Origin of the sequence: Trabulsiella guamensis ATCC 49490, from assembly GCF_000734965.1 — a bacterium.
GTDB lineage: Bacteria > Pseudomonadota > Gammaproteobacteria > Enterobacterales > Enterobacteriaceae > Trabulsiella > Trabulsiella guamensis.
The window spans coordinates 17,407-37,516 of the sequence record NZ_JMTB01000006.1 but is presented as its reverse complement, the minus strand read 5'-3'; the positions used below and the strand labels follow the sequence as shown (position 1 = coordinate 37,516).

The 20,110-nt window shown below is 53.9% G+C and carries 18 protein-coding genes; 11 read left to right on the top strand and 7 right to left on the bottom strand.

Annotation, left to right across the window (positions count from 1 at the left end):
* The 6 genes from xisR to cmoB all read left to right on the top strand — a co-directional run.
* Positions 1-180: excisionase family protein (gene xisR, locus GTGU_RS24135; protein ID WP_072011871.1), on the top strand; the 180-nt coding region annotated here is incomplete at its 5' end.
* A gap of 33 nt (positions 181-213) precedes the next feature.
* Positions 214-1,485, top strand: coding sequence for a tyrosine-type recombinase/integrase (locus GTGU_RS00710; protein WP_038153428.1), 1,272 nt, complete (start codon positions 214-216; stop codon positions 1,483-1,485).
* A gap of 10 nt (positions 1,486-1,495) precedes the next feature.
* Positions 1,496-2,260, top strand: coding sequence for a DUF72 domain-containing protein (locus tag GTGU_RS00705; protein WP_051857260.1), 765 nt, complete (start codon positions 1,496-1,498; stop codon positions 2,258-2,260).
* 45 nt (positions 2,261-2,305) lie between these two features.
* Positions 2,306-2,701 carry an MAPEG family protein gene (locus GTGU_RS00700; protein ID WP_038153424.1) on the top strand — a complete coding sequence of 132 codons (396 nt, stop codon included), beginning with the start codon at positions 2,306-2,308 and terminating at the stop codon, positions 2,699-2,701.
* A 39-nt stretch (positions 2,702-2,740) separates the two neighbouring features.
* Entirely contained in the window at positions 2,741-3,484 is a 744-nt protein-coding gene (cmoA, locus tag GTGU_RS00695; RefSeq protein WP_038153423.1) for a carboxy-S-adenosyl-L-methionine synthase CmoA, read from the top strand.
* Entirely contained in the window at positions 3,481-4,452 is a 972-nt protein-coding gene (gene cmoB / locus GTGU_RS00690; RefSeq protein ID WP_038153420.1) for a tRNA 5-methoxyuridine(34)/uridine 5-oxyacetic acid(34) synthase CmoB, read from the top strand. The genes cmoA and cmoB overlap by 4 nt, the downstream gene beginning before the upstream one ends.
* Before the next feature lie 225 nt (positions 4,453-4,677).
* On the opposite strand, the gene cutC is transcribed toward cmoB, so the two are convergent.
* Together cutC and GTGU_RS00680 are read right to left on the bottom strand one after the other, a co-directional pair.
* Positions 4,678-5,424: a copper homeostasis protein CutC gene (gene cutC / locus GTGU_RS00685; RefSeq protein ID WP_038153418.1), complete on the bottom strand. Its 747-nt coding sequence runs from the start codon at positions 5,422-5,424 to the stop codon at positions 4,678-4,680.
* Between the two features lie 91 nt (positions 5,425-5,515).
* On the bottom strand, positions 5,516-6,082 hold the full coding sequence (locus tag GTGU_RS00680; protein ID WP_038153415.1) for a VOC family protein: 567 nt from the start codon (positions 6,080-6,082) through the stop codon (positions 5,516-5,518).
* 243 nt (positions 6,083-6,325) lie between these two features.
* Here GTGU_RS00680 and argS point away from each other — a divergent pair, with 243 nt between their 5' ends.
* A complete protein-coding gene (gene argS / locus GTGU_RS00675) occupies positions 6,326-8,059 on the top strand; it encodes an arginine--tRNA ligase (RefSeq protein ID WP_038153412.1) in 1,734 nt (577 codons plus the stop codon).
* A 37-nt stretch (positions 8,060-8,096) separates the two neighbouring features.
* Here the strand turns inward: argS and bglB are convergent, their stop codons facing one another.
* The 5 genes from bglB to flhB form a co-directional block, all read right to left on the bottom strand.
* The gene (bglB, locus tag GTGU_RS00670) at positions 8,097-9,236 is read right to left on the bottom strand and encodes a beta-galactosidase BglB (protein ID WP_038153410.1); all 1,140 of its coding nucleotides are present in this window, start codon (positions 9,234-9,236) and stop codon (positions 8,097-8,099) included.
* 10 nt (positions 9,237-9,246) lie between these two features.
* Positions 9,247-10,824, bottom strand: coding sequence for an MFS transporter (locus tag GTGU_RS00665; protein ID WP_038153408.1), 1,578 nt, complete (start codon positions 10,822-10,824; stop codon positions 9,247-9,249).
* Between the two features lie 261 nt (positions 10,825-11,085).
* Complete coding sequence (flhE, locus tag GTGU_RS00660; protein WP_038153407.1) at positions 11,086-11,478, bottom strand: flagellar protein FlhE; 393 nt, start codon at positions 11,476-11,478, stop codon at positions 11,086-11,088.
* The gene (flhA, locus tag GTGU_RS00655) at positions 11,478-13,556 is read right to left on the bottom strand and encodes a flagellar biosynthesis protein FlhA (protein ID WP_038153405.1); all 2,079 of its coding nucleotides are present in this window, start codon (positions 13,554-13,556) and stop codon (positions 11,478-11,480) included. The genes flhE and flhA overlap by 1 nt, the downstream gene beginning before the upstream one ends.
* Positions 13,549-14,700, bottom strand: a complete 1,152-nt coding sequence (flhB, locus tag GTGU_RS00650) for a flagellar biosynthesis protein FlhB (RefSeq protein ID WP_038153404.1) — start codon at positions 14,698-14,700, stop codon at positions 13,549-13,551. The genes flhA and flhB overlap by 8 nt, the downstream gene beginning before the upstream one ends.
* A gap of 362 nt (positions 14,701-15,062) precedes the next feature.
* On the opposite strand from flhB, the gene GTGU_RS00645 reads away from it, so the two are divergent.
* The 4 genes from GTGU_RS00645 to GTGU_RS00630 all read left to right on the top strand — a co-directional run bounded on the left by GTGU_RS00645 (position 15,063) and on the right by GTGU_RS00630 (position 20,084).
* Entirely contained in the window at positions 15,063-15,632 is a 570-nt protein-coding gene (locus GTGU_RS00645; protein ID WP_051857259.1) for a fimbrial protein, read from the top strand.
* Between the two features lie 109 nt (positions 15,633-15,741).
* Positions 15,742-16,431 (top strand): fimbrial biogenesis chaperone, encoded by a 690-nt coding sequence (locus GTGU_RS00640; RefSeq protein WP_342665253.1) that lies wholly within the window; start codon positions 15,742-15,744, stop codon positions 16,429-16,431.
* Between the two features lie 9 nt (positions 16,432-16,440).
* Entirely contained in the window at positions 16,441-18,951 is a 2,511-nt protein-coding gene (locus tag GTGU_RS00635) for a fimbria/pilus outer membrane usher protein (protein ID WP_038153396.1), read from the top strand.
* Positions 18,948-20,084, top strand: a complete 1,137-nt coding sequence (locus tag GTGU_RS00630) for a fimbrial protein (RefSeq protein WP_051857258.1) — start codon at positions 18,948-18,950, stop codon at positions 20,082-20,084. The genes GTGU_RS00635 and GTGU_RS00630 overlap by 4 nt, the downstream gene beginning before the upstream one ends.
* Positions 20,085-20,110 lie beyond the last annotated feature (26 nt).

Here is a 20,110-nt window from a genome sequence, read left to right as displayed (position 1 = left end):
AGACGTGGAACCATCACGCGCGCAAGAAAAAAATCATGGCTCCTTGGCAGGGAATACAGACATGTTACGCCTGAAGGTAAACCAAAACCCACCAGCGAATGCATGTATAACCGCAAAGCTATCAATGCGTGGCTTGAAGCACAAAAACAACCAGGTGATCGCGATGAGCGAAAAGAGTAAGCTGATCCGGCTCCTGGACGTCAGGAGGGATTAATGAGTAAAGATTCATACCCAACGGGCGTCGAATACCATGGCGGATCGCTTCGCATATGGTTTCTGTACAAAGGTAAGCGGGTCAGGGAAAACCTCGGTGTCCCTGATACCGCAAAAAACCGAAAGGTTGCCGGTGAACTGCGAACGGCAGTGTGCTTTGCCATTCGAATGGGAAGTTTTGACTATGCCGCACAGTTCCCTGAATCACCGAACCTGAGGTTATTCTGTCCCGGTAAAAAGGATATCACCGTGAAAGCACTCGCCGATAAATGGCTTAAACTCAAGGAAATTGAGATTAGCGCGAATGCCCTCAACCGTTACGAGTCTGTAGCGAGGAATGTTATACCGAGAATAGGAGGCGGGAGACTGGTGAAGTCAGTCACCAGAGAGGATTTATTGTATATCAGACGGGATTTGCTGACGGATTACGCGTCGCCGTCAGGGGGGCGAAGTGTTTCAACCGTAAACTATTACATGACGACAATAGCCGGAATGTTTCAGTTTGCTGTTGAAAATGGCTATCTCAGTACCAATCCGTTTTACGGGATTAAGCCATTAAAAAAAGCCAGGGCTAAACCGGATCCGCTGACCCGTGATGAGTTTGTTCGTTTGATAGCAGCCTGCCAGCATCAACAAACGAAAAACCTGTGGGCGTTAGCGGTATATACCGGAGTGCGGCACGGCGAGCTAGTAGCCCTGGCATGGGAAGACATAGATCTAAAATCGGGAACGATGACGATCCGCCGTAATTATACAAAACTCGGGGATTTCACACTACCAAAAACAGAGGCCAGCACCAACAGGGTGATACACCTGATTGAGCCTGCGATCAACGCACTGAGAAATCAGGCGCAGATGACGCGGCTTGGTACGCAACATCACATCGAGGTAAAGCTGCGTGAGTATGGTCGTTCTGTGACTCACGACTGTACATTTGTTTTCAGTCCTCAGGTGATAAGACGGAATGATCAGGCAGGGCATCATTACCGGGTTGATTCTGTTGGTGACTCATGGAAAGCCGCGATCCGGCGGGCAGGAATAAGGCACCGAAAGGCGTACCAGTCCCGGCATACTTACGCCTGCTGGTCATTATCTGCCGGAGCAAACCCGAGTTTTATCGCGAGCCAGATGGGACATGCCAGCGCACAGATGGTTTTCAACGTGTACGGATCGTGGATGTCAGACTGTAGTCAGGATCAGGTTGAAATGCTGAATCAGAGGCTTGCAGGTTTTGCCCCATGGGTGCCCCATGGCGAGGTCAGCGGGAAATAATTGTTTTTAAATCAGGCAGCTAACCCCCCAAACCCGTCATGTTAATTGTGTGGAAGGCAACACGACGCTGTATGCCCTGCCGAAGGCGGATATTGTCGCGCGCTGGTATGAGCAAACCACCGACGATTTTCGCTTCTGCTTTAAATTCCCAGCCACCATTTCCCACCAGGCTTCGCTGCATCATTGCGACGATCTTACCGCGGAGTTTTTCGATCGCCTCGCTCCGCTGGCGGCGCGCATCGGGCAGTACTGGTTACAGTTGCCCGCGACCTTTGGCCCGACCGATCTCCCTGCCCTGTGGCATTTTCTCGACACGCTGCCGAAAACATTCACCTACGGAGTAGAAGTCCGTCATCCGCTCTTTTTCGCCAAAGGCGAGGCGGAGACGGCACTGAATCGAGGCCTGATGCAGCGAGGCGTGAATCGGGTGATTTTAGACAGCCGTCCGGTGCACAGCGCCGTTCCGCACAGCGAAACGATCATTGCGGCGCAGCGTAAAAAACCGAAAGTGCCTGTCCATGCCATCGTGACGGCGCACAATCCGCTGGTGCGCTTTATCGGCAGCGATGACATGGCGCAAAACCGCGAATTATTTGCTGTGTGGCTGAAAACGCTGCCGCAGTGGGCAAGTAACACGACTCCCTATCTTTTTCTACATACACCGGACATCGCCCAGGCACCGGAACTGGTGGATACGCTATGGCGCGATCTCCGTGCTGCGCTGCCCGATGTCGGCGCCGCTCCTGCGATCCCGCAGCAATCTTCGCTATTCTGATATATGATAGTGACAGCCATCTGTTGGTATTAAAAGGAAGTTTGTATGGTAAGCGCGCTGTATGCCGTGCTGGGTGCGTTGCTGTTAATTAAGTTTTCATTTGATGTTGTTCGCCTGCGTTTTCAGTACCGGGTTTCCTATGGTGACGGCGGCTTTAGCGAGCTGCAAAGCGCCATTCGTATTCATGGTAACGCAGTGGAATACATCCCTGTCGGCCTTATTCTGATGCTGTTCATGGAGATGAACGGTGCTGAAACCTGGATGGTGCACATCTGCGGGCTGTTACTGATTGCCGGACGCCTGATGCATTATTATGGCTATCATCATCGGCTGATCCGCTGGCGTCGTTCCGGTATGAGCGCCACCTGGTGCGCGCTGCTGCTGACCGTGCTGGCAAATCTCTGGTATATGCCGTGGGAGTTGGTTTTCTCCTTACGTTAGCGCACAATACGCCGTTTTTGATTTTTCGGATTACATGTTATGTCCAACCGCGATACGCTTTTTGCTGCGCCGATTGCCAGTCTGGGCGACTGGACCTTCGACGAACGGGTCGCTGAAGTCTTCCCTGATATGATCCAGCGCTCCGTGCCGGGTTACTCCAATATTATCTCGATGATCGGCATGCTGGCCGAGCGATTCGTACAACCGCATACCCAGGTTTACGATCTGGGCTGCTCGCTGGGTGCTGCCACGCTGTCAGTACGCCGTAATATTGCCCACCCCGGTTGCAAAATTATCGCGGTCGATAACTCGCCAGCGATGGTGGAACGCTGCCGTCGTCACATTGACGCTTATAAAGCCCCGACGCCGGTTGAGGTGATTGAAGGTGATATTCGCCATATCACCATCGAAAACGCCTCCATGGTGGTGCTGAACTTTACGCTGCAGTTCCTCGAGCCCGCTGAACGTCAGTCGCTGCTGGATAACATTTATCGCGGCCTGACTCCGGGCGGTGCGCTGGTGCTGTCGGAAAAATTCAGTTTTGAAGACGCTACTGTCGGCGAGTTGCTGTTCAACATGCATCATGATTTCAAGCGCGCCAACGGTTACAGCGAACTGGAGATCAGCCAGAAGCGCAGCATGCTGGAAAACGTCATGCTGACCGATTCCGTGGAAACGCACAAAGCGCGTCTGCGCCAGGCCGGTTTTGAACACAGCGAGCTGTGGTTCCAGTGCTTTAACTTTGGCTCACTGGTGGCGTTGAAAGCCGGGGACGCGGCATGATCGAGTTCGGCAATTTTTACCAGCGAATCGCTAAAAGCCCGCTTTCTCACTGGCTGGAAACCCTGCCCGCGCAGATTGGCGAGTGGCAGCGCGCGTCGTTACACGGCCAGTTCAAACAGTGGACCAATGCGGTTGAATTTTTGCCGGAAATGAAACCCTATAAACTCGATCTGCTGCACAGCGTCACGGCAGAGAGTGAAACGCCGCTCAGCGAAGGTCAGCAGTTGCGTATTGAAAAACTGTTGCAGAACCTGATGCCATGGCGCAAAGGGCCGTTTTCGTTATACGGCGTGAATATTGATACTGAATGGCGTTCCGACTGGAAATGGCAGCGTGTATTGCCACACCTTTCTGACCTCAGCGGTCGCACCATCCTCGACGTCGGTTGCGGCAGCGGGTATCACTTGTGGCGAATGATTGGCGCAGGCGCGCATCTGGCGGTCGGTATCGACCCGACGCAGTTATTCTTGTGTCAGTTCGAAGCGGTGCGAAAACTGCTCGGTAACGATCAGCGCGCGCACCTGTTACCGTTGGGTATTGAGCAGCTTCCGGCACTGAATGCGTTCGACACCGTCTTTTCAATGGGCGTACTCTACCATCGCCGCTCTCCCCTCGAACACCTCTGGCAACTGAAAGATCAGTTGGTAAAAGAAGGCGAACTGGTGCTGGAAACACTGGTTATTGATGGTGATGAAAATACAGTACTGGTGCCGGGCGAGCGCTATGCCCAAATGCGTAACGTCTATTTTATTCCCTCCGCCCCGGCGCTGAAAAAGTGGCTGGAGAAGTGCGGGTTTGTTGATGTTCGCATCGTGGATATGTGCGTGACCACCACCGAAGAGCAGCGCAAAACCGCGTGGATGACCACTGAATCTCTGGCCGATTTCCTCGACCCGAACGACAGCTCGAAAACCATCGAAGGCTACCCCGCCCCGCTCCGCGCCGTTTTGATTGCGAAAAAACCATAAGCACAGATCCCAACCGTCGGCGGCGACGTCAGTTTGTTCACGGCAAGCGCGCAGGCCCCGGAGCGTACATGAAGTACGTGAGGACGCCGAGCACTTCCCGGGGGCAAAATGACGAGTGCGCCAGGTTGGATGACGGAGAAATGAAAAAAAGGCCCCTGTTTAATTGGCAGGGGCCTGGTACAAGCAAGCATCATATTGGGCGACATGATGCGCGGTAAAAATCGGTTATTCCGTGTCGTAACGGGCCACAATCGCCTTCATTTCCGCCACGGTTTCGCCATTGACGGCAAAGCGAGAGTATTCATCGGCATTGGGGTCAGTGGACATCGAAAGGCCTTGATTGCGGTAACGCATTACCGACGCAACCCACTGTCCTGCGGAGCTGTGTACCTCTTTCACACCTGCGTCCAGAAATAACGCAAGGTTACTCACCCGCACACCAGCACCCGCCATAATGATTGGAGCATCATCATGGGCAATTAGTTCCCGAATTAATTTGAGACCTTTTTCTGCGGAGGATTGCTGGCCGGAAGTTAGTATGCGGGCTACGCCTAATTCTTTTAAATTTTCAAAGGCTTGTAGTGGATTCGAACACATATCAAAGGCCCGATGAAAAGTGACCGCCAGTTTGCCCGCCGCCGCCATAATTTCCCGCATGCGCGTCATATCGACATTACCGTGGGCATCCAGTACGCCCGTCACGAAACCAGGATACCCCAGTTCGCGAACGGTACGGATATCCGCCAGCATCGCCGCAAATTCGCCATCGGTGTAGCAGAAATCGCCGCCGCGTGGTCGAATAATCGGATGCACCGGGATCGTCACCTTCTGCCGGACCGTTTTCAGCACGCCATAAGAAGGGGTTAACCCACCCTCCTGCGGGGCCGCGCAAAGCTCAATGCGATCAGCTCCTCTTTGCTGTGCCGTGACCGCACATTCCATGCTGTAGCAACAAATCTCCAGCAGCGCCATGGTCGTCTCCTTTTTGCTCATGCTGTGCTCAGAAAGCTCATCATCTTGCCACGCTTCCCACGGGGGGACGTCGTGTTACTTCACATTGTCATTACGACTGCTGCTCACTGGCGACAATCTGTTCAATTGACCATGGGTGAAACTTAATGGTGACCTTACCATCGGTCACCGCGAGCGTCGGATTCGGCAGGCGCTCATGCTTCCCTTTCGGCGAACTGGTTTTCACCACGATCCCCGGCTGGCTGAGTCCTTCATCTGCAATCAGCGCCAGCGCGCGGGCATTCAGTGTTTCCGGTTCACCCGGCAGGACGATTTCGATATGTTCCCAGCCTTCGTGGGGATAGCGTTTCTCGCCCGGCCACGGCAGTTCTACCACATCGAACTGCCAGTGCGCGACACAGACCGGCGTCGCCAGTTTAAACAGGCAAATCGGGCGGCCATTAATGATGTTTTTCGAGAGCAGCGTTCCGCACTGCTCAAATCCCGCGCGCCAGCGTTCCGCTGTAGCGTTCTGGTGACAGCGCAGGGAAATGTGATCGGCATCAAGCCGTGCGATATCCAGCCCAAGCCGGGTGGAAAGTTCTGTTAACGCCTGAGTGAAACGGGGTAAATCAGCGGAAATATCATGCAGTTCCACAATGCTCTGCCATGCGGTCATTTTCGTCTCTGTCATTAGCCGGGAAAGCGCTAATTTACCAGGTTACAGCGAGTGAACCAATCGATGAATGTCATTCTCGGCGGATGAATGGTTATTCGTTAAACGTGCAGTGAATTTCCGGGCGTGCTGAGCCCTGCTCAGTGCTGACGGCACTGGTCAAATGCAGTATACTCCCGCCTTAATTTATCCACACCCTGGCGCAGCCCGTCTCAGGGTTTAGCGCGACAAACGTAAGGTATTCCGGTGAATATTCAGGCTCTTCTCTCAGAAAAAGTTAGTCAGGCCCTGATTGCGGCAGGTGCGCCTGCCGATTGCGAACCGCAGGTTCGTCAGTCAGCAAAAGTGCAGTTTGGCGACTATCAGGCCAATGGCGTGATGGCAGTTGCGAAAAAACTGGGCATGGCGCCGCGACAACTGGCAGAGCAGGTACTCACCCATCTCGCCCTCGACGGCATCGCCAGTAAAGTGGAAATCGCAGGCCCGGGTTTCATCAATATTTTTCTTGATCCGGCTTTCCTGGCGACGCACGTTAATGAGGCGCTGAAATCCGATCGTCTCGGCGTGACAAAACATGAACCGCAAACCATTGTCATTGACTACTCTGCGCCGAACGTGGCGAAAGAAATGCACGTTGGTCACCTGCGTTCCACCATTATTGGTGATGCGTCCGTCCGTACGCAGGAGTTCCTCGGTCACAAAGTGATCCGTGCCAACCACGTCGGCGACTGGGGCACCCAGTTCGGTATGCTGATTGCGTTCCTCGAAAAACAACAACAGGAAAACGCCGGTGATATGGCGCTGGCAGATCTCGAAGAATTTTATCGTGCCGCTAAAAAACATTATGACGAAGACGAAGCGTTTGCTGAACGTGCTCGTGGTTATGTCGTGAAACTGCAGGGCGGCGACGAATACTGCCGCGAAATGTGGCGCAAGCTGGTCGACATTACCATGTCGCAAAACCAGATCACCTATCAGCGTCTGAATGTGACCCTGACCCGTGACGACGTGATGGGCGAAAGCCTGTATAACCCGATGCTGCCGGGCATCGTGGCGGATCTGAAAGCCAAAGGTCTGGCGGTGGAAAGCGAAGGCGCGACCGTGGTATTCCTTGATGAGTACAAAAACAAGGAAGGTGAACCGATGGGCGTCATCATCCAGAAAAAGGATGGTGGCTACCTCTATACCACCACTGACATCGCCTGCGCCAAATACCGCTACGAAACGCTGCATGCCGATCGCGTGCTCTATTACATCGACTCCCGTCAGCACCAGCACCTGATGCAGGCGTGGACTATCGTGCGTAAAGCGGGCTATGTTCCGGAATCTGTACCGCTGGAACACCACATGTTCGGTATGATGCTCGGCAAAGACGGTAAGCCGTTCAAAACCCGTGCGGGCGGTACTGTGAAGCTCGCTGATCTGCTGGATGAAGCGCTGGAGCGCGCCCGTCGTCTGGTGGCGGAGAAAAACCCGGACATGCCGGCCGACGAACTGGAAAAACTGGCCAATGCTGTAGGTATCGGCGCAGTGAAATATGCCGACCTGTCGAAAAACCGTACCACCGATTACATTTTCGACTGGGACAATATGCTGGCGTTCGAAGGCAACACCGCGCCGTATATGCAGTATGCCTATACCCGCGTATTGTCGGTCTTCCGCAAAGCAGAGATCGAAGAGCGTGCGCTCGTTAGCGCCCCGGTGGTGATTAACGAAGATCGTGAAGCGCAACTGGCTGCGCGTCTGTTGCAGTTTGAAGAGACGCTGAACGTGGTTGCACGCGAAGGTACCCCGCACGTTATGTGTGCTTACCTTTACGATCTGGCCGGTCTGTTCTCAGGCTTCTACGAGCATTGCCCAATCCTCAGCGCGGAAAGCGAAGAGATCCGCAACAGCCGTCTGAAACTGGCGCTGCTGACGGCGAAAACCCTCAAGCTTGGACTGGATACACTTGGTATTGAAACCGTCGAGCGCATGTAAGTGACATAAAACCCGGCAGCCGCCGGGTTTTTTATTATCAGAAATACTTCCGCAAATACTCCGTCAGACACAAAATCGCCATCGCCTGACCATAAGGCATCGACGTCAGCGGGATCTGGCGATAAAACTCCAGGTCGCTTCCCATACCGGTGCCAAACGAGGTCTGCATTAACTCCCCTTCCGGCGAAATATGACGCACAATACCGCGTACTGCTTTCTCCGCCACATTGACGTATTCCGCCTGGATATAGCGCTTTCGTACCGCCTTCAGAATGCCATAGGCAAAACCGGCGGTGGCGGAAGCTTCGAGGTACGAATCCGGATCATCCAGCAATGTATGCCACAACCCGCTGTCGTGCTGGCAGGTTGCCAGCGCTGCAATCTGCGCGTTCAGTACCTGTACCAGATAGCGGCGTACGGCGCTGTGCTCCGGCAAATCCACCAGTTCGAGGAAGTCCGGAATAACGATGGTCAGCCAGCTGTTGCCACGCGCCCAGCGTGCACGGGCAAAGTTATGCTTCCCGTCGTAGTTCCAGCCGTGAAACCAGAGCCCGCTCTCTCTGTCCATCAGGTTCTGGACATGCAGCAGGAACTGATACACGGCTTCTTCGACATACGCCGGGCGATTCAGCAATTTACCTATTTTCGCCAGTGGCAGAACGGTCATCATCAGCGTGTCATCCCACATCTGTTGGTGGTTCTCTTCTGCCAGCGTGATGTGTTGCATTCCGCCGAAGTCAGTGCGCGGCATGTCATGCATCGCCCACTCCGCCCAGCTTTCCAGCCATGGCAGGAACGCCGGATTTCTCGTCTCTTCATAGCGATAAGCCAGCGTCAAAAACGGTGCCATGGTATTGACGTTTTTAGTGGTCGCGCCTTCGGCAAAGCGCTCTGCAAACCAGTTATCAATAATGTCGCGCATGGCGACATCGCCGGTCTGCTGGTAATACTGCCAGATCCCATACAGTCCAACACCGTGCGTCCACTCCCAGCCCGCCCAGCCTTTAGTGTCAATCACCCGCCCGTCATCCAGTCGTAATAAAAACGCGCCGGTCTCATCTTTGATGTTAACGAGATTATGTGTCACCTTCTGGATCAGCGCTTTCAGCTCATCGCGGGCGATGAAATGCGTCGGCTGACGCAGCAATGGGCTCTGTTTGACAGGCCAGACCTTCATAGTATTTACCTCAGTTATAGGACGAATTCAGTGGCTTCACCTGTCCGAGCGACGGCGCGGCAGGCTTTTTGCGATTCAGATAGCCGATGTTGTTATTGCCCCACAGGCACTCATACGGCATACCCGCCAGCATTTCGACTGTAGCCCGCGCCTGCGGCGTGATGCTTTCCGGCATCGTCCGCCCGGTCTGGCGCATCTTTACCGTCTCTTCGCGCAGCACGCTGTGGGTGTGTAAATTGAGTCTGAAACGCAATGAAACCAGGAAACCAAAGAGCAGCACAACGAGAGTGCCAATACTCAGGATCAGCAGAATGGTGTGACTTACTTCCACAGGCTGTGTTTTCTGCCCGCTGACAAAACCGGAGAACTGCATGATGATCCCCACCAGCATGACCGCACCCGCCTGCGACGCTTTACGGGTCAGCGTCATAATGCCAGCAAAAATCCCTTCGCGACGCTGGCCCGTAATTACCTCATCAACATCCGCAATGTAGGTGTAAGTATTCCACGGCACATAGTTAATGCCGCCACGGCCGAGTCCGGCTACTGCCGACACCAGTAACAACAGCGAATAAATATCGCTCATTCCGGCATACCACAGCGCCGCATAGGAGACCGAACTCAGCCCGAACAGCACGACCACCATCCGGTAAGAGGGCGCTGGCCCGAAGCGAATACAAAGCGGGATCATGGCAATGACGGCAATGAACTGGAAAATAGCCATTGTGCCCAACAGATTCGAAGCAACAGAGGCTTCCTGCATCAGGACAAACACCACGTAGTAAGTAAACACAGCGTTGAACACATCCTGTGCGATGTAGCCTCCAAGATACATGCCGAGGTGCTGGCGGAAAATACGAATGCGCAGCGTTGAAGAAAGCTCAATGATTAGCCGGTTGAGACTCTGCGCCAGCGTCAGGTTTTTCTTCTCTTCATCTGCACGTATTGCCGCTTCAGTCCATGCTTCACGCGGACGTTCCCAGGTAAAGATCCAGACAAAGGTCAGCATCAGCGCGCACAGCACAGAAAAAACCAGACTGGCGTAGAAAAAAGAGATGGCGTTGTCTTTACCAAGCAGCGTCAGCAGAACGCCGGGCAGGAAAGACGCCAGAATGGCTGACATCTGCGCCATGGAAATACGCGCGCCAGAGAATTTTGTTTTCTGCTTAAAGTCATCGGTCATTTCCGGCACCAGCGTTTCATACGGCACCAGAATCATGGTGTACACAATGTCAAACAGCAGATAGGTCAGTAAGTAATACCAGAATCCCATGTCGCCGACCCACATCAGCGAATAGCTGAAAACACAGGGAATGCCAAGCAGGATAAAGAACTTGCGGCGCCCGAAGCGCTTACCGAGCCAGGTCGAACCAAAGTTATCCGTCAGGAACCCCATAAGAGGGCTGACGACCGCATCCAGGACGCGGGCGGTGGCAAAAATGAACGTCGCCTCGATGGGCGAAAGGCCGCAAAAGGTCGTGTAAAAATAGAGCAGCCAGGCGGCGGTGAGCGCCGTCGTTCCTGCGCCCAGGAAGTCACCGGAGCCATAGGCGAGGTAATTCGCTAAACCGATTTTTCGTGTTTTCATTGCCGTAAACCCTGTTTCTTATTGGCGATCCTCCGGTCATCCGGCGGTCCTTAGGGGTACTTACACGGCTACAGTAAAAGTATGGTCAACAGGAAACCTTTTCGATTTTGCCACGACCCTGTGCAGGGTGGCAGAAATACAAAGAGTGGGATTACGCGCATCACTGATTTATAAAACAGCGTTTCTTTTGTATCAAAAGGAAGGACCAGAAATGAGAGCGCATCGGCAGATTACTCTGCCGGGCGATAAGAAAAGGGGCGATTAGCGATAGTTGACGATGACCTTGTTACTGCGCACTTTCAGGGCCGGGATAAGCCGTCCGCCGCCGGGCACTTCCCAGACGAATCGCAGTGGCTCACCGGCAAAGATGTTGTTAAAGCCGCCAGTGGTGCCACTCTGCCCATCCAGCTCGACACAACGGGTTTGCGTGCACAGCCTTACCCGCAACCCGGCGGGTGTCGGGCCGATGAGTTCATAACGCCAGACCACGACCGTCATTAACCCTTCTACCGGTTGCGATGGCGCAAGCACCTTAGACGATGCCGACACTCCGCGCCAGGTAAGCGTAATACCCGTGCTGCTGGCCTGCCACGACCCTTCCCCTGCCGCCTGTACACACAGCGGGAACAACAGCAAGGCGAATAATTTACGCATTATTTCCCTCCGATGGTGGCAGTCATGCGGATATTGCGATTGTCGGACAGTTCGAGGTTCGACAATACGACCAGTTGCGGCAGACTGCGACGCAGGAAGCGTGCCAGCAGAGGACGCAGCGCGTGATTCACCAGTAGCACCGGCGGCGCGCCCAGCATCTCCTGTCGCGTGAGGGCTTCAGAGGTTTGCGCCAGCAGGCGATCCGCCAGTCCTGGTTCCAGCCCGCCACCTCCCTGCAGCGCCTGCAACAGCAGGCGTTCCAGCGCGGTATCCAGGCCGATGACCTGCACTTCGTCATTGCCCGGGAACCATTGTTGCGTGATCGCGCGGCCCAGCGCGACACGCACCACAGAGGTCAGCTCATGCGGATCAGTCTGCACCGGCGCGTGTTCAGCCAGCGTCTCAAGAATCGAGCGCATATCACGAATCGGTACTTTCTCATCCAGCAGATTTTGCAGCACTTTATGCAGCGTGGTCAGGGTGATAACGCCCGGCACCAGATCTTCGGTAAGCTTCGGCATCTCCTGCGCCACACGATCCAACAGCTGTTGTGCCTCCTGACGACCAAACAGTTCGGCGGAATGCTGGCTGATCAGATGATTAAGATGGGTCGCCACCACAGTGCTGGATTCCACCACTGTGTAGCCCTGAATTTGCGCCTGCTCTTTCAGCGCGCTTTCAATCCAGATAGCCGCCAGTCCGAATGCCGGATCGACCGTCGGTTCACCCGGCAACGTACCCGCTGCAGTGCCGGGGTTAATGGCCAGCCAGCGGCCAGGATAGGCATCACCGCTACCAATTTCCACCCCTTTCATCAGAATACGGTAGCGTGCCGGCGGCAGATCCATGTTGTCACGAATATGCACCACCGGCGGCAGGAACCCCATCTCCTGAGCAAATTTCTTTCGGATACTGCGGATACGGCCCAACAGTTCGCCGTCCTGCTGAAAATCGACCATCGGGATTAAGCGGTAGCCCACTTCCATGCCAAGCGTATCTTCCAGCTGCACATCTTTCCACGAGGCTTCAACCGCCTGGCCATTTTCCGGCAGTACGACAGGTTGCGGCTGCGACGGAGCAACCTGTTCGCGCCCACGAAGCCACCACGCGAGAGCCAGCAACGCGGCGGTGAACAGCAGGAAGACAAAGTTTGGCATCCCCGGCACCAGACCGAGCAGACCCAGAACAGCGGCGCTCAGCAGCATGACGCGGGGGTTATTGAACAACTGCCCAACCATCTGTTCGCCGACATCCTGCTCGGTGCTGACGCGGGTGACGATAACACCCGCCGCCGTGGAGATGACCAGTGCCGGGATCTGCGCTACGAGGCCGTCCCCGATGGTCAACAGCGTGTAGGATTCTGCCGCTTTTGCCAGCGGCAGACCATGCTGCAACACACCAACCAGCAGACCGCCAAGAACGTTGATCACCATGATCAGGATCCCGGCAATCGCATCGCCGCGCACAAACTTACTCGCACCGTCCATGGAGCCGTAGAAGTCCGCTTCCTGGGTCACGTCAGCACGGCGTTTTTTCGCTTCATCTTCACCAATCAGACCGGCGTTCAGGTCAGCGTCGATCGCCATCTGTTTACCAGGCATCCCGTCAAGGACGAAGCGTGCGCCTACCTCCGCGATACGCCCGGCACCTTTGGTGATAACCATAAAGTTGATGATGACCAGTATGATAAAGACCACAATACCGATAGCGAAGTTACCGCCGACGAGGAAGTGGCCAAAGGCTTCCACTACCCTGCCCGCTGCCGCCGCCCCGGTGTGACCGTCCATCAAAATGATACGAGTCGACGCGACGTTCAACGACAGACGCAACAGGGTAGTAAACAGCAGGATGGTCGGGAATGCCGCAAATTCCAGTGTCCGCTGAGTAAACATCGCCACCAGCAATACCATGATGGACAGCGCAATGTTGAAGGTAAACAGCAGGTCAAGGACGAATGCCGGCAGCGGCAGTACCATCATTGACAGGATCAGCAGAATCAGCACCGGTCCGGCAAGAACCTGCCATTGCGTCGATTTCAGATTTACGGGCAGACGCAGCATTGCGACCAGATTAGCCATCAGTTTCCTTCTCATTCAAAAAATCCAGTGCGGCAGGCACCGGCAGGTTTTCAGGTTTTTTCGGCGCCGTTCCGCCAGCCAGACGCCAGCGTTTTAGTTGCCATACCCAGGCGAGCACCTCCGCCACAGCGGCGTACAACTGGCCCGGAATTTGTTGCCCGACTTCAGCATGCCTGAACAGCGCACGCGCCAGAGGAGGCGCTTCCAGCATCGGAATACGGTGTTCGCTGCCGATCTCACGAATGCGCAACGCCACCAGTCCGGCGCCTTTCGCCAGCACTTTCGGCGCGCTCATTTTGTTTTCGTCATACTGTAACGCGACCGCGTAATGAGTCGGGTTCGTCACGATAACGTCCGCTTTCGGCACATCCGCCATCATTCGGCGTCGCGCAGCGGCGCGTTGCATCTGACGAATACGACTCTTCACATGCGGATCGCCTTCGTTCTGTTTGAATTCATCACGGATATCCTGGCGGGACATGCGCAGCTTTTTCATGTGGCTGTAGATCTGCCAGAAAACGTCAAATCCCACCATCGGGACGATCCCCAGCGCCACCAGCAACGTGCATAATCCAACAAGATTCAGCGCATGTCCCATCGCGTTCATCGGGGATTCACTCACCAGACGCATCATGTCCGGCCAGTTCATCCAGAGATATAAACCCGTAACACTGCCAACTAACAGCGACTTCAGGATCGCCTTCAGCAATTCGGCGAATGTTTGTGCAGAAAACATCCGTTTGATACCCGGCAAGGGGTTTAATTTATCCAGTTTCAGCGAAAGGGATTTAGGGCTGAATACAATACCGCCAAGCAACATTGGTGCGATAATCGCCACGACGACCACGCCGACAATCAGCGGCAACAGCGCGATCATGGCTTGCTTAACCAGCAGAATGATTTGCCCGAGAATAAGATTGGGGTCATTGACGATACTGTGATCAAAATGCAACCCCGACGACAATAGCCCCGCCAGGCGTCGCGCCAGTGACTCACCGCCTATCCAGATAACACAGACGCCCACCAGCAGAATCAACATTGAGGTCAGTTCGCGGGATCGGGGGATCTGCCCCTCTTCACGGGCCTTATCCAGCCGTTGGGGTGTGGGGGCCTCTGTTTTGTCCTCGTTACTCTCTTCTGCCACGCCAGCGTTCCGCGCTACTCTCCATGGTGCACATGATGCCAGAGCGGCCCCCGGTCAATGACCGGAAAAGAGGACATAAACGGGTTTTATACGCAGTATTGCCGTGAGTAACGCGCAACAGGATGCACCCATTGATGAACAGATAAGAAAACTGATCATTTTATTTTATATATTTATATATATTAATAACTCTCATTAATATAATTAGAGCAAATTAAACGCAATTATCATACATTATTCATTTTTATCCTCGCGCGTACTTTTATTTAGACTTCATTTGTGTATACTCGCCAAAAGTTTACCACCCTCGATTAATTAATTGCTCTTAAATACAGGAGCGATTTTTATTCCGGAGCATTCTGATGACATTAATGAAATACATCCCTGTGGCATTTGCCGTTGCATTATCAATCCCTGCAGTTGCCGACGAAATGAATGCGGGCACGGTTCATTTTACGGGCGAAATTATTGAACCAAGTTGTATTATTGATGGTAATGATGGAAAAGATAATAATGTCCCTCTCGGTACCTATCCCACGTCATTGTTTGTTAACCCGGGTGATGAATCCTCTCTGATTCCTTTTGACATTCAACTGAAAAACTGCCCGCTGCAAACGACCGGGTTAACCAGCGTTCAGCTCACTTTTGAAGGCCCGACTGTTGCGACCAGTAACGCAGATTTGCTTTCCGTGAGCGCCATCACCACAGCAGGGAGCGAAGCGGCGACCAATATTGGCGTTGCTGTCAGTACACTCGACCGAACTGAAACCCTGCTGAAAATGGATGGCTCCGAAGGTCAGGTTGCTATCGACCTGCCCACCAACTCAGACAGCGTTCGTGGACATTTCGTTGCACGTTATCGGGCTTTCGCCATACCGGTAACACCCGGACCTGCTGATGCCGATATGACAGTAAATATTCTTTATCGCTGACTCTCGTTAATTATCGCTACACACGTTATTTAATAAATATTAAAACATGAGCTGTCTCCACGCAGATCATGTTTTAGCATTTTAAAGCAAGGGATAAATTATGCACCGTATTCCACTGATAGCATTACTCGCTCCGTTAACATTTTTTCCTGTTAATTACAGCCTGGCTGCCGGAATACAGATTGGCAAAACACGGGTTATTTATAATGCGCAAAAAAAAGAGGTTGCGCTGCCCGTGGTAAATAAAGGTACGGAATTGCCCTGGTTAATTCAGTCATGGGTGGATAGCGGCGATGGCAAGACCCGGGGGCCATTTATCGTCACCCCGCCCTTATTTCGCCTCGATGCCGAAACGGAACAGAGTCTGCGCATCGTCTGGTCCGGCGGCGCGCTGCCCCAGGATCGCGAATCGCTCTTTTTTATCAACGTTCGAACCATTCCTGCCAGTGATAAAAATGATGACGATAAAAACGTACTGAGACTGATCTATAAAACGCGTCTCAAGCTGTTCTATCGCCCCGAAGGGTTGCCTGGCACACCGACAGAAGCCTGTGAACATCTGCAGTTTTCCCGGAGCGGCGCTCTGCTGCAAGTAAATAATCCGTCGGCTTACCATATCGTCTTTGATTCACTGTACCTCAACGATCGCCTGCTGTCGGAGGCGGATACCGTTGCCCCGAAAAGCACAACGTCGTTGCCTGTAAATACTGCCGTGATGTCAGGGAATGTCACCTGGCGATGCATTACCGATTATGGCAACGCCTCAGAAAAATTTCGTGGCCAGTTGGGTAATGGATAAGTCGCACCAATGATTATTCCTTCGGCCTTATCCTCTCACCGCAACCGGTGGCGCGTTTCTGCCACCCTTTGTGGCATCATCGCACTGGTCGCAGAAAGCGCACTGGCACGTGATTTCTATTTTTCCCCGACAGCGCTGGAAGGCGGAATATCAGCAACCGATTTATCTATTTTTTCTAACCCAAACGCGCAGTTACCCGGCAGCTACCCCACCACTGTGCTGCTGAATGATCAGCGACTGGAAATGCGTACGCTCAGTTTCCTGAACGGGCCGGACGGCGCACTGGTCGCACAGATAACACCGATGATGCTGCGGCAATGGGGGGTAAAAGTGGATGATTACACGGAACTGGCGGCACTCCCTGCCGACGAACCGTTGCCTGAATCGTTAGGGCACTACATTCCTGCCGCCAACTGCCGCTACAACTTCACCACGCAGACGCTGAATTTAAGCCTGCCACAGGCGGCAATTCATGCGCTGAGCGCGGGCTATGTCGATCCTTCACGCTGGGACGACGGCGTACCGGTACTTTTCACCGACTACGCCTGGAGCGGGCGCGAAAACCATGGCGACACTGACAATAACAGTCAGTACATTAACCTGCGCACCGGCGCTAACCTCGGCGGCTGGAAAATTCGCAATTATTCCGCCTGGAATCAGACATCTGACGAACGTCACTGGCAAACCATCGGCAGTTGGCTGCAACATGATCTGCGTTTTCTGAAAGCTCAATTTGTTGCCGGACAAAGCAGCACGCGTGGCGATGTGTTCGACAGTGTACAGTTTGAAGGCATAAATATCGCCTCAGACGAAGAGATGCTGCCGGTCAGCGAGCGGGGCTTCGCGCCAGTGATCCGCGGGATAGCCAACTCCAATGCGGTCGTTACGGTTAAGCAGAACGGCTACACCATTTATCAGGCGAACGTCGCGCCGGGAGCGTTCGAAATCAGCGATATCTATGCCTCCACCAACAGCGGTGATCTGCAGGTCAGCGTCAAAGAGGCCGACGGTAGCGAACATAATTTTACCCAGCCCTTTTCCAGCGTTGCGCTGATGCAGCGCCCTCAACACTGGCGCTTTGAAACCACCATTGGCCGCTATCGTTCGCGGGAAGGCAGCGACGATCGTGAACCAGAATTTCTCCAGGCCAGTGTCGTTTATGGTCTGAATAATTTCACGACGTTGTATGGTGGTCTGACAGCCGCTGAAAACTACACGGCGCTGGCGTCAGGGATGGGGGTCAATCTTGGGCGTTTCGGCGCGCTATCTCTTGATGTCACCGCCGCGCATACCGAGTTAGCTCATCACGAAAACAGTGATGGTCAGTCGTGGCGCCTGCTCTACTCTTCAAGTATTGACGCCACAAATACGCATCTAACGCTGGCCAGTTACCGTTATTCAACGCGTGGCTATTATTCCTTTGCCGATGCCAACCATGCCCGTCAGGATCAGAATGACTGGCGCGATGACTACTACAAGCGCAACCGCATTCAGTTCAGCATCAGCCAACCATTCACCAACGGCAGCCTTTATCTGAACGGCTATCAACAGAATTACTGGGGAACCTCGCGCAAAGAGCGCAGCCTGTCAGGCGGGATGAGTTATCAGCACGCGGGCATCAGTTACCATTTGACCCTCAGCCGGGCCGAAACCGACCGCGGTGAAGATGATCGAATGCTCGCCTTTGGCGTCAGCATTCCGCTTAATCGCTGGCTTGCCAATAGCTGGGCGAGCTACTCAGTCAGCAAAAGCAAAAATGGTGGTACGCAACAGAATCTCGGACTCAGCGGCACGCTACTGGAAGATCGCAGTCTCAACTATAGCCTTCAACAAAGTCACAGCGACCAGCAACCTGCCGACAGTAATAGTCTGTACAGTACCTGGCGATCTCCCTTCGGTAATGTGAGCGGAGGATATTATTCCGCGTCAGGTGGCGATCGGCAGATAAGCTACGGTATCAGCGGCGCTATTGTGGCACATCGACACGGAGTGACACTGTCACAACCACTTGGTGATCAATTTGCGATAGTGGATACTGGCGGGGCGTCAGGTCTGCGGTTTCAGAATCAGTACGGTATTCGTACCGACTGGGCAGGCAATGCCATTATTCCGTCGCTGACCGCTTACCAGGAAAACCGGATTGGTATTGACACCACGACACTGCCGGACGATGTGGACAGCAACAACACGGCGATAACCGTCGTTCCGGCACGTAATGCCGCCGTTCGTGCACATTTTACTGCACATATTGGCTACCGCGTGCTGATGACGCTAACCCTCCCGAATGGGCAACCCGTCCCCTTTGGCGCCATCGCCACCGTCGACGGCGCGCAAAGTAGTGGCATTGTCGATGACGGTGGTGTGCTTTATATGGCAGGTATCGCTGAAACCACCACGGTCACCATCAAATGGGGCACAGGCTCACGAATGCATTGCCACGCCGATATTCGCATCCCTGCCAGTAGTACCCCGGCGCGCATCAAAATGGTCACGGCAGTTTGCCGTCAGGAAGAACAATGATGATCCCCATTCCACATATCCTCATCGCCACGCTCTTTATGTTGTGCAGCGTTTCAGCCCCGGCGGCCACGATCTTACGTAACTGTTTCGCCGCACCTGGTACTTACCAGGCCACGATCGATCATGAATTGAGCGCGAGTGAAAACAGTACAGGTAAGACAGTTACGCTCGACGGGCATCAGGTCGGTGCTGGCCAGTCCATTATCGCGCAGTGTGACTGCCCCGGGACGATGACCGCATCGAGTACGGTTATGGGGTTCACCTTTGCAGGAAGCCCACTTTCAGCCGGCAGCCGGGCCGGATATGGCTATCTGACGGAGAATATTGATATTGATATTGATGCCTATACGGATGCGATCCATTCCCCTGACGGCAGTGGGTTATATTCCATTGCTATTGATAATTACCCCACAACCGTTCCGGTCAGATCTAATGAGTCATTAACCTCAAAGGAAAGTAACGAAACCGTCTGCCGTTCCGGGACGCAGCCCGTGACAGGCGTACCGTCCAGACAGTTCAAATGGAATGTGCTTTCCACCCGTTTGTATATTAAATCACCGATTCTCGGACAGGAGAGCATTCCCGCCACCCTGGTTGAGCAGAGCTCCGCCTGTCTCTATTTTGGCAGCGGTATGTGCAACTCTGGCGATGCCCAGCCGGTGGCTAACATCTGGCTTTCCGGCAGTCTGAGCGCGCCTCTGAGCTGCACGATTAACGCAGGCAGCACCATCGACGTGGATTTCGGTGCCATTGCCCGCAGCAACTTTACTGCCGCCGGGGTACCACCCACCGGGTTTACCCTGAAAGCCGTCGACATTAATTTCCATTGTGATAACGCCGCAGTCAGTAATTATCAGAAAATCAAACTAACACTGACTGCCGATCAGGGTGTCAGCGATCCCAGCGACGGGTTGATTGCGAAAATGACAGGCCGCGATGATATCGGCGTGCGGATGTTTGACGCGAACAGCAACAACGTGAGTCTGGACGGTTCGGTGGCGTTTCCGGTAGTGCTTGATTCGCAGGGGAATGGATCGATAAAAATGCAGGCGACTCCGGTTGCCACCACTGCAACGCCCCCTTCGGCAGGACCGTTCGAAGGCAACGTCACTGTCAAACTGGATTTGCGCTAGAAAAGCAGATGGCCCGTGAGGGCCAT

Bases quoted from the DNA above. Each gene is read 5' to 3' on its own strand.
- cmoA (WP_038153423.1), top strand. From the start codon at position 2,741: ATGTCCAACCGCGATACGCTTTTTGCTGCGCCGATTGCCAGTCTGGGC.
- flhE (WP_038153407.1), bottom strand. From the start codon at position 11,478: ATGCGTAAATTATTCGCCTTGCTGTTGTTCCCGCTGTGTGTACAGGCG.
- GTGU_RS00635 (WP_038153396.1), top strand. From the start codon at position 16,441: ATGATTATTCCTTCGGCCTTATCCTCTCACCGCAACCGGTGGCGCGTT.
- GTGU_RS00645 (WP_051857259.1), top strand. From the start codon at position 15,063: ATGACATTAATGAAATACATCCCTGTGGCATTTGCCGTTGCATTATCA.
- flhA (WP_038153405.1), bottom strand. From the start codon at position 13,556: ATGGCTAATCTGGTCGCAATGCTGCGTCTGCCCGTAAATCTGAAATCG.
- GTGU_RS00665 (WP_038153408.1), bottom strand. From the start codon at position 10,824: ATGAAAACACGAAAAATCGGTTTAGCGAATTACCTCGCCTATGGCTCC.
- cutC (WP_038153418.1), bottom strand. From the start codon at position 5,424: ATGGCGCTGCTGGAGATTTGTTGCTACAGCATGGAATGTGCGGTCACG.
- GTGU_RS00700 (WP_038153424.1), top strand. From the start codon at position 2,306: ATGGTAAGCGCGCTGTATGCCGTGCTGGGTGCGTTGCTGTTAATTAAG.
- cmoB (WP_038153420.1), top strand. From the start codon at position 3,481: ATGATCGAGTTCGGCAATTTTTACCAGCGAATCGCTAAAAGCCCGCTT.
- GTGU_RS00630 (WP_051857258.1), top strand. From the start codon at position 18,948: ATGATGATCCCCATTCCACATATCCTCATCGCCACGCTCTTTATGTTG.
- GTGU_RS00710 (WP_038153428.1), top strand. From the start codon at position 214: ATGAGTAAAGATTCATACCCAACGGGCGTCGAATACCATGGCGGATCG.
- GTGU_RS00680 (WP_038153415.1), bottom strand. From the start codon at position 6,082: ATGACCGCATGGCAGAGCATTGTGGAACTGCATGATATTTCCGCTGAT.
- bglB (WP_038153410.1), bottom strand. From the start codon at position 9,236: ATGAAGGTCTGGCCTGTCAAACAGAGCCCATTGCTGCGTCAGCCGACG.